This is a genomic window from Nocardia sp. NPDC056000 (genome assembly GCF_042269265.1).
In the GTDB taxonomy this organism is placed as follows: Bacteria; Actinomycetota; Actinomycetes; order Mycobacteriales; family Mycobacteriaceae; genus Nocardia.
This window is the reverse complement of sequence record NZ_JBHJXS010000019.1, coordinates 88,059-100,431: the sequence shown is the minus strand read 5'-3', so window position 1 is coordinate 100,431 and position 12,373 is coordinate 88,059. Positions and strand designations below refer to the sequence as shown.

16 protein-coding genes are annotated in these 12,373 nt (G+C 65.4%); 10 read left to right on the top strand and 6 right to left on the bottom strand.

From position 1 onward, the window contains the following. The first annotated feature begins 153 nt into the window (after positions 1-153). The 3 genes from ACFC4D_RS42155 to ACFC4D_RS42145 all read left to right on the top strand — a co-directional run bounded on the left by ACFC4D_RS42155 (position 154) and on the right by ACFC4D_RS42145 (position 2,599). Positions 154-1,377, top strand: coding sequence for a hypothetical protein (locus ACFC4D_RS42155; protein WP_376072015.1), 1,224 nt, complete (start codon positions 154-156; stop codon positions 1,375-1,377). A 117-nt stretch (positions 1,378-1,494) separates the two neighbouring features. After that, positions 1,495-2,109 (top strand): acid phosphatase, encoded by a 615-nt coding sequence (locus ACFC4D_RS42150; protein ID WP_375965875.1) that lies wholly within the window; start codon positions 1,495-1,497, stop codon positions 2,107-2,109. A gap of 4 nt (positions 2,110-2,113) precedes the next feature. Further along, positions 2,114-2,599, top strand: a complete 486-nt coding sequence (locus ACFC4D_RS42145) for a GNAT family N-acetyltransferase (protein WP_376072013.1) — start codon at positions 2,114-2,116, stop codon at positions 2,597-2,599. An 89-nt stretch (positions 2,600-2,688) separates the two neighbouring features. Here ACFC4D_RS42145 and ACFC4D_RS42140 read toward each other — a convergent pair whose 3' ends face one another. Beyond that, positions 2,689-3,081 carry a hypothetical protein gene (locus tag ACFC4D_RS42140; protein ID WP_364640456.1) on the bottom strand — a complete coding sequence of 131 codons (393 nt, stop codon included), beginning with the start codon at positions 3,079-3,081 and terminating at the stop codon, positions 2,689-2,691. 133 nt (positions 3,082-3,214) lie between these two features. Here ACFC4D_RS42140 and ACFC4D_RS42135 point away from each other — a divergent pair, with 133 nt between their 5' ends. Both ACFC4D_RS42135 and ACFC4D_RS42130 read left to right on the top strand, forming a co-directional pair. Further along, positions 3,215-4,153, top strand: coding sequence for a diacylglycerol kinase family protein (locus ACFC4D_RS42135; RefSeq protein WP_364639535.1), 939 nt, complete (start codon positions 3,215-3,217; stop codon positions 4,151-4,153). A gap of 258 nt (positions 4,154-4,411) precedes the next feature. Further along, a complete protein-coding gene (locus ACFC4D_RS42130; protein ID WP_011211115.1) occupies positions 4,412-4,666 on the top strand; it encodes a WhiB family transcriptional regulator in 255 nt (84 codons plus the stop codon). Positions 4,667-4,955: 289 nt separating this feature from the next. On the opposite strand, the gene ACFC4D_RS42125 is transcribed toward ACFC4D_RS42130, so the two are convergent. Continuing rightward, a complete protein-coding gene (locus tag ACFC4D_RS42125) occupies positions 4,956-6,470 on the bottom strand; it encodes a histidine kinase N-terminal domain-containing protein (RefSeq protein WP_364639537.1) in 1,515 nt (504 codons plus the stop codon). A 106-nt stretch (positions 6,471-6,576) separates the two neighbouring features. Then, positions 6,577-6,792: a biotin/lipoyl-binding carrier protein gene (locus ACFC4D_RS42120; protein WP_364639540.1), complete on the bottom strand. Its 216-nt coding sequence runs from the start codon at positions 6,790-6,792 to the stop codon at positions 6,577-6,579. A 90-nt stretch (positions 6,793-6,882) separates the two neighbouring features. Here ACFC4D_RS42120 and ACFC4D_RS42115 point away from each other — a divergent pair, with 90 nt between their 5' ends. After that, a complete protein-coding gene (locus ACFC4D_RS42115; protein WP_153805149.1) occupies positions 6,883-6,957 on the top strand; it encodes a 50S ribosomal protein bL37 in 75 nt (24 codons plus the stop codon). 78 nt (positions 6,958-7,035) lie between these two features. On the opposite strand, the gene rsrA is transcribed toward ACFC4D_RS42115, so the two are convergent. Both rsrA and ACFC4D_RS42105 read right to left on the bottom strand, forming a co-directional pair. Continuing rightward, positions 7,036-7,302, bottom strand: coding sequence for a mycothiol system anti-sigma-R factor (gene rsrA / locus ACFC4D_RS42110; protein ID WP_375966466.1), 267 nt, complete (start codon positions 7,300-7,302; stop codon positions 7,036-7,038). An 8-nt stretch (positions 7,303-7,310) separates the two neighbouring features. Beyond that, complete coding sequence (locus ACFC4D_RS42105) at positions 7,311-8,123, bottom strand: sigma-70 family RNA polymerase sigma factor (RefSeq protein WP_375966463.1); 813 nt, start codon at positions 8,121-8,123, stop codon at positions 7,311-7,313. A 186-nt stretch (positions 8,124-8,309) separates the two neighbouring features. Here ACFC4D_RS42105 and ybaK point away from each other — a divergent pair, with 186 nt between their 5' ends. From ybaK to ACFC4D_RS42085, 4 genes are all read left to right on the top strand, one after another. Next, positions 8,310-8,804: a Cys-tRNA(Pro) deacylase gene (gene ybaK, locus ACFC4D_RS42100; RefSeq protein WP_364639543.1), complete on the top strand. Its 495-nt coding sequence runs from the start codon at positions 8,310-8,312 to the stop codon at positions 8,802-8,804. A gap of 106 nt (positions 8,805-8,910) precedes the next feature. Beyond that, complete coding sequence (locus tag ACFC4D_RS42095; protein ID WP_364639546.1) at positions 8,911-9,447, top strand: MarR family transcriptional regulator; 537 nt, start codon at positions 8,911-8,913, stop codon at positions 9,445-9,447. Next, positions 9,444-11,132, top strand: a complete 1,689-nt coding sequence (locus tag ACFC4D_RS42090) for an MDR family MFS transporter (protein ID WP_376072010.1) — start codon at positions 9,444-9,446, stop codon at positions 11,130-11,132. The genes ACFC4D_RS42095 and ACFC4D_RS42090 overlap by 4 nt, the downstream gene beginning before the upstream one ends. 153 nt (positions 11,133-11,285) lie before the next feature. Beyond that, entirely contained in the window at positions 11,286-11,570 is a 285-nt protein-coding gene (locus ACFC4D_RS42085) for a hypothetical protein (protein ID WP_375965866.1), read from the top strand. A gap of 20 nt (positions 11,571-11,590) precedes the next feature. Here ACFC4D_RS42085 and ACFC4D_RS42080 read toward each other — a convergent pair whose 3' ends face one another. Further along, positions 11,591-12,373 carry an SOS response-associated peptidase gene (locus ACFC4D_RS42080; RefSeq protein ID WP_376072008.1) on the bottom strand — a complete coding sequence of 261 codons (783 nt, stop codon included), beginning with the start codon at positions 12,371-12,373 and terminating at the stop codon, positions 11,591-11,593.

Here is a 12,373-nt window from a genome sequence, read left to right as displayed (position 1 = left end):
GGGGACCGCCGCTCACCCCCCAGCCGCCACCCCCGGTGGCCACGACTGCCCCCCCGCGATAATCGACCCCGATGATCGCGGCGGCGCTGGTTTATGGCCCGGGGGCGGGTTGCCGCCTCGGCGTAGTGGAGGGGATCGGATAGTCTCGCTGTCGTGCTCGCACCCGAGCGGCGAACGCGCGCCGATATTCTCACCGCTGCCGCGATCGTCGCTCTGCTGGCGATCGCGGCAGGCGTGGTGTGGTGGACCAGTGATGCCCGTGGCACCGAATCGGTGACCGCGGATAAGTCGCTTTCCGCGCCACCCACTCCCGAGCAGTTGCCCGCGAGCATGCGGGAGCTGTGGAATTCGCCGAATCCGGCGAGTGCGCGGGCCATTACGGTCGGCGGGGTCGCGGTCACCGGGGACGGGGGCACCGTCACCGGGCGGGATCCGGTCACGGGTGAGCAGGTGTGGAAGTACCAGCGGGATATGCCGTTGTGCGGGATCGAATCCCAGTTCGGGACGGTGATCGCCACCTATCGGGATCAGCGCGGGTGCAGTCAGACCACGCTGCTCAATGCCGAGACCGGCGGGCGGATCACCTCGCGATCCAGCTATATGGACGATTCCATCAAGATGTCGGTGGACGGGACGTACACGCTCGCACAGGGACCGGACCGGCTCGAGGTGTGGCGGTCGGATCTGGTGCGCACCCTGGAATTCGGCAAGGTCGACGCCCCGGTGAACTCGAAGACCCAGCCGCGCACCGGATGCGCGCTGCTGTCGGCGGCGTCCTCGCCCAGCCGGGTCGCGGTGCTGGAGCGCTGCCCCAAGGACACCGCCGTGCGGCTCACCGTATTGAATCCGGCCCCCAAGGACGGCACCACGCCCGAGGAGTACAGCACGCATGTGCTGAACGAACCGGGCGGCGCGTCCGAGAGCGCGCGGGTGATCGCGGTGTCGGACAGTCGAATCGCGCTCTACCTGCCCGGAATCGGCGGCACCGCACCGCAATTCGTGGTCTACGATATTTCCGGCAATGTCATTGCCACACACCAGCTTCCGGCCCCGCTGCCGGACAACGCACTGGTGAGCCATTTGAGCTCGGCCTGGTTCGTCTTCACCGGGCAGTCCCTGCTGGCGCTGAACGCGAGCACCTTCGATGTCACCTGGACGATTCAGAACGTGCTCGGCACCCCCACCCTGATGTCCGGTCAACTGCTGGTTCCGGCGCCGGAGGGCCTGCGCGCGGTCGATCCCGCGACGGGTGCGGCCGCCGGGCGAATCGCGGTGCAGCGCACCGACTACCACAATGAGCCGATCTCGCTGGCGGCCATCGGCGGCACAGTGCTGGAATTGCGCGGCACCCGGCTGTACGCGCTCGGCGCGGCATAGCCCGGATCGGGCGGGACCGCTGCGCCCGGATCGGGCGACTGAACCGCTGTCGTCATCGGGCCGTGATACCGCCGCCGATTCCGTGCGCCGCCGCCCGGGAAGCACGGTTTGTCGGGCATGATCGAGGGCGTGTCCGAACATGATTATCGGCTGATATTGCTACGACACGGTGAGACGGAGTGGTCGGCCGCACGCCGCCATACCGGGCGCACCGATATTCCGCTGACACCCGCCGGGGAGGAACAGGCCCTGGCCGCCGGGAAATTGCTGGCCGGTCTCGGGCTGCACGATCCGCTGGTATTCAGCAGTCCCCGGCAACGCGCATTGCGCACCGCCGAATTGGCCGGATTGACCGATGTGCACGTCGATGACGATCTCGTCGAATGGGATTACGGCGAATACGAAGGTCTCACCACGCTCGAGATCCAGCGCATGTCACCCGGCTGGACCATCTGGACCGGCGTCACCCCCGAAGGCGAAACCGCCGATCAGGTCCGCAAGCGCGCCGACCACGTGCTGGCCACCGTCATCCCCGAACTCGCCACCCGCGATGTGGTGCTGGTCGGGCACGGGCACTTCTCCCGGGTCATGATCGCGCGCTGGGCCGAATTCGAGGTGGTGGAGGGGCGGCGATTCTTCCTGTCCACCGCCGCCGTTACCGTGCTCGGGTACGACTACCAGGCGCGAACCCTGCTCGCGCACAACCTGGTTCCGCAGTTGGAAGGGAACTGATCGCATGATCCGCCGCGCCACACCCGCCGATATCCCGGCTCTGGTGGGACTCGTCTACGACCTCGCCGAATACGAGAAGCTGCGCGAGGAGTGCACGCTCACCGAAGACCAGCTGCGGACCGCGCTGTTCGGCCCGAACCCGGCGGTCTTCGCGCATGTGGCCGAGGGTCCGGGCGATATGGGTGTGGCGGGCTGCGCGATCTGGTTCCTGAACTACAGCACCTGGACCGGCGTGCACGGGATCTACCTGGAGGATCTGTACGTCAAGCCGGAGACGCGCGGGCTCGGCCTGGGCCGTGATCTGCTGGCGGCGCTGGCCCGCGAGGCCGTCGAACAGGGGTACTCCCGGGTCGACTGGGCGGTGCTGGACTGGAATGAGCCGTCGATCAATTTCTACAAATCGATCGGCGCGGTCGCGCAGGACGAGTGGACCGGTTACCGGCTCACCGGTGGCGCGCTGGCCCGGCTGGCTTCGCACGCCGACGACTGAGCCGATCGGGCACATCGGGTAGGTCGGGCGTCCAAAACCCCGCTGTGGCGTGATCAGCGGGGTTTATGCGGCACTCCTGGACGGTTGACCTACTCGTCGTCCGGGGTGACGTACCCGGCCGCCATCCACCGGCTCGAGGCGGGCGCGAACAGCGCACCGAGCGCGCCCAGCGCGATGACGCCGAACAGAATGCCGAGCGGCACCTGATGCGAGGTGATCATGTACCAGGCCGGCGGCAGCAACAGCAGATTCGCGATCACCGCGATGGCCCGCCCCCACCGCTTACCGCGGAACAGCCCGATCCCGGCCGCGAGCACCGCGCCCGCGAGAATCACCAGCCAGGCCGCAGTCCCGTACCCGTTCACCACATGCTGATCACTCCCGGTGGCCGCGCGCAGAATCAGCACGATCGCCACGATCACCCCGGCCGCGCCCTCCAGCGCCACCAGCGCACCGGCCACCCGCACGGTGCCGGGCACCATCGTCGACGCGCCCGCACCTGTCTCGTTCTGCTCAGCCACCCGCCCAGCCTACGACCGTCCGTAGTTCACCGGACCATCGGATGAGGCTCTGACACACGCCAGTTCGCATAAACCAACAAAGTAGGCTGCTTGGGTGCGGACGCTGCTGATCGTGAATCCCAATGCCACCTCCACCACCCCGGCTACTCGCGATCTGCTCGCCCACGCACTCGAAAGCCGCACCCAGCTGACCGTCGTGCACACCGAACGGCGCGGGCACGCGGCCGAGCTCGCGCGCTGGGCCGCGGACACCCGGATGGATCTGATCGTGGTGCACGGCGGCGACGGCACCGTGAACGAGACCGTGAACGGTTTCCTGCCGCTGCCGCATGAGCCGCAGCGCGACTGGCTGCCGCGACTGGGCGTGATCCCGGGCGGGTCGGCGAATGTGTTCGCGCGCTCGCTCGGTATCGAACAGGATCCGGTGTTCGCGGCGAACCAGTTGATCGATCTGCTGGCGGCGGACGCGGATCGGCGTATCGGACTCGGACTGGCCGACGATCGCTGGTTCCTGTTCAGCGCGGGCGTGGGCCTGGACGCCGATGTGTGCGAGGCCATCGACGCCAAGCGCGCCAACGGCAAAGCCGCTACTCCCGCACGGTATCTGCGCACCACGGTGCGTGAGTTCTTCAAGGCCGCGCGCAGTCTTCCCCAGGTGCGCTTGGAGATTCCGGGTCACGAACCGGTCACGGAAGTGCATTACGCATTCGTGACCAACACCAGCCCATGGACTTTCCTCGACAACACGCCCGTGCGGACCAACCCCGGCACCACCTTCGAATCCGGTCTCGGGGTGTTTGCCATGCGGACCATGGGGATCGTGCCCACCCTGATGATTGCCCGCCAGTTGCTGGCAAGCGATGGAAATCCCAAGGGACACAAATTGTTTCGCGAGGACGATGTCCCGTCCGTCCGCATCGAAGCCACCGAGCCGATCGGACTGCAAATCGATGGTGACTTCATTGGTCGGCGCAACATGGTGAATTTCACAGCCGCACCGGATATCCTCGATGTGGTCGCGCCGAAGCCCTAACCGGTAAGACACACCTGAGAAACCTTGCGGTTGCGCTGCGAAAACCCGCTCGACCGAGTAGAAATGGTTCGGCAGGCCCGCCTTGTAGGGGTCTTACAGCGTGAGCTTCCCCACGGTGCACCAGGTATCTATTGACATCTACGGTGTTCGTGAAAGCATTCACAAGCAACCGTGCGGAAACATTCGAGTCGCACAAGTGAACGGACCACAAACCACAGGGGCAGCGCCATGCGCATGCCCAAGCAAAGGAGCAGAGGAATGGACTGGCGCCACAAGGCCATCTGTCGCGACGAGGACCCCGAGCTGTTCTTCCCGGTGGGTAACAGTGGTCCTGCGCTCGCGCAGATTGCCGATGCCAAGCTGGTCTGCGCTCGCTGCCCCGTCACCGCCGATTGCCTTTCCTGGGCCCTGAAGTCCGGTCAGGATGCAGGCGTGTGGGGTGGAATGAGCGAAGACGAACGTCGTGCGCTGAAGCGTCGCAACGCTCGCACGCGTACCCGCACCGTCGTCTAACAGCAGCTAGACGACTTGGCGCTAGGCCGCACAGCTCGCGGCCCAGCGCAATTCAGCCCGGCACCACACGGTGCCGGGCTTCAGTGTCTAACAGGGGTAAACGAACCCCCGGACATCTTCCGAGGGCTTTGCACGAACCCCGAAAACGCTTTGGGCTGCGACTAAACCTCTGATGCTCCGACTCGCCGAAGAACAATTCCGTTGAGTGGGATTCAGCTATTCATGAATGACATGAGCGCTTCGCCACTAATGGCGAAGCGCTCATTTAATGGCGCGGGTGTGCCGGTTTCTAGCGGGCTGAACGGCGACCCAGCGGGACGCGGAGAACGGCGTCGGTGCCAATGTCCGCACCCGGGTGCAGGCCGATGGAACCGCCCAATTCGGCGGTAACCAGGGTCCGGACGATTTGCAGACCGAGACGGTCGGAGGCCTCCAGGCTGAAGCCGTCGGGCAGGCCGCGGCCGTCATCGCTGATGATCACGTCCAGCCAGCGGGCCGAGCGCTCGGAGCGGATGGTGACGGTGCCGTTCTCACCCGCGTCGAAGGCGTGTTCGATTGCGTTCTGGACCAATTCGGTGAGCACCATGACAAGCGGGGTTGCGCGCTCGGCCGAGAAGACGCCCAAAGAGCCTGCGCGCCGGACCTTTATGCGAGCGGTGTGCACCGTAGCGACATCGGCCATTATCGGCAAGAGGCGATCCACGACTTCGTCGAGATCGACCTCCTCGTCCACCGACATCGAAAGCATCTCGTGCACAGAGGCAATCGAGGTGACGCGGCGAACCGATTCGGTCAGCGCCAGCCGCGCCTCCTCGTTCTCGGTGCGGCGAGCCTGCAACCGCAACAATGCGGCAACCGTTTGCAGATTGTTCTTGACACGATGGTGGATCTCGCGAATGGTCGCGTCCTTGGACAGCAGCGCGCGATCGCGGCGCTTCACCTCGGTCACATCGCGCACCAGCACGGCCGCGCCGGCGAGCTCCCCATTGGGACGCAGCACAAGCGTGCGCAGCAGCACGGTCGCACCGCGCGCCTCGACTTCCATTCTGCGCCCGGCCTTTCCGGCCAGCGCGGCTTGGATATCGCCGACGACTTCCTGCGCGTCGAACGGATCGGTGATGAGCGAGCGCGTGGTCAGCGCCAGATCCTGGCCGACCAGATCATTCTGCAGACCCATGCGGTGATAGGCCGAGAGCGCGTTCGGGCTGGCGTAGACCACGATGCCGTCGGTATCGAGGCGAATGAAACCGTCACCGGCGCGCGGGCTGGAATGCGCTCCGGTGCGATCCTCCAGCGCGGGGAAGGTGCCGTCCGCGACCATCTGGCAGAGATCATCCGCGCACGCCATGTACGCGATCTCCAAGCTGGAGCGCATCTTTCGGCGCTGCACATCGGTATCGCGGCCGAGAATGGCGATCACATCGTCGCCGACGCGGACCGGAATGGCCTCGCGGATCGCGTGCACCGGATGCGGGTGATAGACGCCGGACACCTCGGCATCGGAATCCACGCGATTGATATCGCTGGTGAGCAGCGCTTCGAAGATTTGCGGGAAGGCGTCCTTATTGGCCAGCGAACCGACCAGATCCTCCGGATGCACCGTCGGCGCGGTGGTGGGGCGGCACTGCGCGACGCACACCACATCCGCGCCATCGGTGATGGGCCCCGTGCCCACCCACAGATGCAGATCCGCGAACGACAGGTCGGCCAGTAACTGCCAGTCCCCCACCACCCGCTGCAGATGATCGACCGCCGCACCCGGTAGATCGGTGTGCTCAGCCAGTAGATCGCTCAGTGTCGACATTCACCCACGCTCCTCAGATCCCAACCTCGGTGTATGTTCCCACGCCGAACTAAGGATTCGCGCTTTCGCCAGGAACGCGCGGGTACCGCAGGTGTTGCCGGGGGTACTAGCTGATGACCGCGATCAGGTCATCCTTCTGAATCACATCGCCGGGCTTGACGTTGATGGATGCCACGGTGCCGTCGGCCTCGGCCACGACCGGGATCTCCATCTTCATCGACTCGAGGATCACCAGGGTGTCGCCCTCCTTCACCTGATCGCCCACGTTCGCGACGATCTGGAAGACGGTGGACACCATCTCCGCGAGTACTTCCTCAGCCATGTTGCCCCTCGGTGTTCGTTGACCTGATCCGATGAAGGTACAGCCAATCACACATGAAAGAATGGTCTTCAATCAGAAGGGAGACTACCTATGGGTAAGCGTGGACGTAAGAAGCGTGGCCGCAAGAAGAACGCAGCCAACCACGGCAAGCGGCCGAACGCCTGAGCTGGCTACATAGCTCGAAATGCACTGAGCGGCACCACTTCTCGACGAAGTGTGCCGCTCATGCTTTTTCCGGGGGTACTACTCGACCGGTTCGATCCTGGTCTCCACCTGGGTGAAGGTCGTGCGGATCTCCATGGTCAGGCGGGCGCGCAGCGAGTCGGGGGCGCGCTCGCCACCGCACTTGCGGTTCAGCAGCGACTTGAGCTTCTCCTCCAGGCCGTACGCCTCGATGCAGGGGGAACACCGGTTGATGTGCTCCTGCAGGCGGGCCTTGATCGACTCATCGCATTCGTTGTCCAGGAGCAGCCAGACGTCGGCGAGTACCGCCGTGCAGTCCATATCCATCTCGTCGCTCACTGGGTGACCTCCTGACGCGCGTCATTGCCCGACCGGTTGAATCCGCGTTCCCGCGCCACATCCGCGAGCAGACCCTTGAGCTGCTTACGGCCGCGGTGCAGGCGGGACATGACGGTGCCGATGGGGGTACCCATGATCTCGGCGATTTCCTTGTAGGGGAAGCCCTCCACGTCGGCGTAGTACACCGCCATGCGGAATTCCTCGGGAAGTTCCTGTAGAGCGCGCTTGATCTCATCGTCCGGCAGCGCCTCGAGAGCCTCCATCTCGGCCGAGCGCAGACCCTGCGAGGTGTGCTCCGCCGTGGCGGCGAGCTGCCAGTCGGTGATCTCGTCGGTCGGATACTGCGCGGGCTGGCGCTGCTTCTTGCGATACGAGTTGATGTAGGTGTTGGTGAGGATGCGGTACAGCCACGCGCGCAGGTTGGTGCCCTCGCGGAACGAGCGGAACCCCTGGTACGCCTTGGCGAACGTCTCCTGGACCAGATCCTCGGCATCGGCCGGATTGCGGGTCATGCGCAGCGCGGCGCCGTACAGCTGATCCAGCAGCGGCAGCGCGTCACGCTCGAATCGGCGGCCGAGCTCCTCGGTGCTCTCCGTGCTGCGCACACGGTTCTCGTCATCCTGGCCGGAATCGCCGCCGTCGATGGCCTCGTCAGTTTCCGAGTCGTCATCGGGCAGGCGATCGACCTTGTCGTCGTCGCTCGTCACGCTGTTCCCTTCGATCGCCGTAGCACTTGAATCTACCGCGAGCGGGGTGAGCGCCGGGAAACCGGCAGGGCGGGCGATGTCTGCTGGGATGTTGATCAGCATCCGCACCGGGCGTTCTTCGACCAGAACGGTCACCGACTCCTCCTTCGTGATGAATAACGTCGCGCACACCGCGGGCTGTCGGCTTTCTGTGACGCGTATGGCGTGCAACAGGACGAGAGATCGCCATGTTCCCGCCACGACGAAATCCGGTGTCGCGTCATGGTGCCGGATGTTTAGGGTGACGGCATGGCAGCTGCGTCGACTCCCGCGATCAAGGCCCTGGTGCAGGCGAAGGTGGAGCATCGGGTGCACGCGTATACGCATGATCCGCGCAGTGATTCGTACGGGGCCGAAGCGGTGGACGCGCTCGCCGAAGAGCTCGGACTGGTGGCGGGGCAGATCTTCAAGACGCTGGTGATCGAACTCGGATCGGGCGGGCTCGCGGTCGCGGTGCTGCCGGTTCCGGCCAAGCTCTCGCTCAAGGCGGCGGCCGGGGCGCTGGGCGGCGGTAAGGCCGCGATGGCCGACAAGGCGAAGGCCGAACGCACGACAGGCTATGTGCTGGGCGGGATTTCGCCGTTGGGGCAGAAGAAGCGACTGCCGACGGTGATCGACGAATCGGCGCTGGGCTTCGATCGGGTGCTGTGCAGTGCGGGTAAGCGCGGGCTGGAGATCGAGCTCGCGCCCGCCGATCTGGTGCGGCTCACCGGAGCGGTCACCGCGGCCGTCGCCGTGAGCTGAGACACCCTTCCGAAAAAAACTTGCCAAGACACAACTATCTCCACATACTTGCTCAGTACAACTAGTTGATTGCTACAAGCAGTTGTTTAGCGCAAGGAGGTGCCCGATGAGCGATGACCCGGCGATAACGCTCGCAGACGACCTGCTCGACACCATCGGTTACCAGCTCACCCGGCTCACCCGGCTACGTGAGAAGACCAATGCCCAGGTCGCCGCCGCCACCAATGGCGAGGTGGAACCGGCCGCGTTCGGCATCCTCTTCCAACTGCTGCACAACGGGCCGATGCGCTCGGGCGCACTGGCCGAGGCGCTGTATTCGGACGCCTCCACCATCAGCAGGCAGGTCGCGGCGCTGGTGAAACGCGGACTGCTCGAACGCCGCGCCGATCCGGCCGACGGACGGGTCAGCGTGCTGGCGGTCACCGACCTCGGGCGCGAATGCGCCGCGCAGATTCGCGTGCGCCGCAATGAATCCCTGACGCAGATCCTGCGCGCCTGGGAGCCCGGCGAACGCGACACCTTCGCGCACCTGCTCGAGCGCTTCGTGGACGACTACGAGATCAACCGGCAGACCATGCTGGCCGAACTCGCCACCCGCGCCCCCCTCTTCCCGAAAATCGATTCCGCAGAGAGTAATTCGTGACGACTACCGCAGAGACGGAAGCCGCGGCACCCGCCGGCTTCACGCATAAGCAAATCCTGGTGGTGCTCAGTGGTCTATTGCTCGGCATGCTGCTGGGCGCGCTCGACCAGACCATCGTGTCCACCTCCATCCGCACCATCGCCGATGACCTGCAGGGTTATTCGATGCAGGCGTGGGTGACCACGGCGTACCTGATCACCGCCACCCTCTCCACCCCGCTGTACGGCAAGCTCTCGGATATGTACGGCCGCAAGCCGTTCTATCTGGCCGCCATCACGATCTTCGTGGTCGGCTCGCTGCTGTGCACGTTCTCCCAGTCCATGTACGAACTGGCCGCGTTCCGCGCGTTCCAGGGCCTGGGCGCGGGCGGTCTGATGTCGCTGGCGCTGACCATCCTCGGCGATATGGTCGGGCCGCGGGAGCGCGCCCGCTACCAGGGCTACTTCCTGGCCGTGTTCGGCACCTCCAGCGTGGTCGGGCCGGTGCTCGGCGGCGTCATCTCCGGACAGGACACCATCCTGGGCATCACCGGCTGGCGCTGGGTGTTCCTGGTGAACGTGCCGCTGGGCATCATCGCGCTGGCCGTGGTGTCGCGTGTGCTGAAGCTGCCGAAGGTGGAGAAGCCCAAGGTGGCCGTCGACTGGTTCGGCGTGCTGACCATGGCCGTCGGCCTGGTGCCGCTGCTCGTGGTGGCCGAACAGGGCCGCGAATGGGGTTGGGGCAGTTTCAATTCCATCACCTGCTACGTGGTGGGCGCGCTCGGCCTGATCGGATTCGTGGCCGTCGAGGCCAAACTCGGTGACGCCGCGCTGATTCCACTGCGCATGTTCAAGAACTCGACGTTCGCGCTCGGCGTTGTCATCTCGATCGTGGTCGGCTCGGCCATGTTCGGCGGCATCACCCTGCTGCCGCAGTACCTGCAGGTGGTGCGCGGGTCCAGCCCGACGCTGGCCGGTATGCAGATGCTGCCGCTGGTGGTGGGCATGATGACCGCGTCCATCATTGCGGGACAGTTGATCTCGCGCACCGGACGGTACAAGTGGTTCCCGCCGATCGGCGCCGGACTGCTGGTGCTCGGACTGTTCCTGCTGCACTTCGTCACCGCGGACACGCACCTGTACGTGACCATGCTGTTCATGCTGATCACCGGTCTGGGACTGGGCAATCTCATGCAGCCGCTGACACTGGCGATCCAGAACGCGTTGCCGCCCAAGGATATGGGCGTCTCCACGGCCGCCGCGACGTTCTTCCGGCAGATCGGCGGCACGCTCGGTGTCGCGGTATTCCTGTCCATCCTGTTCTCGCAGGTCGGGCCGAATATCAGCACCGAATTGCAGTCGGCCGCAGCGACTCCGGCGTACCAGGCCGCCATCGCCGAGGGCGTGCACAGCACCAACCCGGCCGATGTGGCGCTGTCCACCGGGCTCGCCAAGCAGGACCACGCCGCCGCGGCGGAGGTGCTCAATGACAGCTCGATCATCCAGAAGCTGAATCCGACGCTGGCGCATCCGTTCAAGGTCGGCTTCGCCAATGCCATGGACACGGTGTTCCTGGCGGCGGCCGCGGTGGCGCTCATCGCGATGATCCTGGTGCTGTTCTGGAAGGAGGTGCCACTGCGCACCTCCGGCGGTATCCAGGCGCGGCAGGAGAAGATCGAGGAGGCCGCGGTCGAGGCCATCGGCTAGCCACCAAGATCACCCGCTGGGCGCTTGACCAGCACTTTTGACACGCACACATCCGGTCGCCTTCCACGGGAAGCGGCCGGATGTGTGCGTTACTTGTACCGCGTGGGTTCCCATCTCGCCAGGTTCGTTTCGACCCGAGGATGTGATGCGGTTATGTCCAACCAGCGTTTTCGCACCGGCATCGTGGCAGTATCCGGCGCACTGCTCTTGGCGCTGGCAGGCCCGATGACAATGGCGACGGCCACCGCCGCGCCGGTCAACCCCAACTATCCGCTCGGGCCAGATCCGAGCACACCCGGCCAGCAGCAGAAGGACGAGAAGCCGGAGAAGGCGGGCAAACTCGGTGGCACCGTGACCACGAAGGTCATCGATCTCGCCACCGGTGTGCTCAAGTGCGGGCTCAATATCGCGCTCCCCGCCGTGAAGTGCGACTTGTAAGCGCTGTCTCTACAAGCCGGTCAGATCAGGCTGATCTGACCGGCTTTTTCGTCCACTTCGGCCAATAGTTCGGGGCCGTTGTTGCGGACGCTGTTGACCAGGGAGGGCACGGGGCGGATGAGGATGTCCGAAACCGCTTCCGCGCCAGGGGTTTCCAGCAGTTCCTCCGGGGCCGGGTGATCCGGATCCAGCCAGGCGGCCCAGTGCTCGCGGGGCATGGGCAGCGGCATGCGGTCGTGGATCTTCGTCAGATCGCCCACCGCGTCGGTCGTCAGAATCGTGCACGAAAGCAGGGGTTTGGCGTCGTCGCCGAGCGAGCGGTCACGCCAGACCGACCACAGGCCCGCCATATAGAGGCGGCCGCCATCGGCCCGGGACATGAAAAACGGCTGCTTGACGGCCTTTCCGGGGCCCTCGGACTCGGTGACCCATTCGTACCAGCCGTCCATGGGGACCAGACAGCGGCGCTTCTTCACCGCATCGCGGAACGATGCGGTGGTGGCGGCCTTATCGGCGCGGGCATTGAACAGCGGTTTGCCCTTGGCCGGAATGCCGGGTTCGGACGCCTTGCTCCAGGGCGGGATCAGACCCCAGCGCATGGCCCGGATGCGCAGGGTAGCCGGATCCTCGGGATGGTCGCGGTCGTGCCGCTCCACCACGGTGAGCACCTGATTGGTCGGGGCCACGTTGTAGTTGGGGTTGAAACCCTTATCGCTCGAAGTCCCGGGGGTGGCCTCGTCGAGCGCGTCCAGCTCGACGGCCAGCGTGGCGGGATTCGTCGTTGTCGCGTATCTGCCGCACAT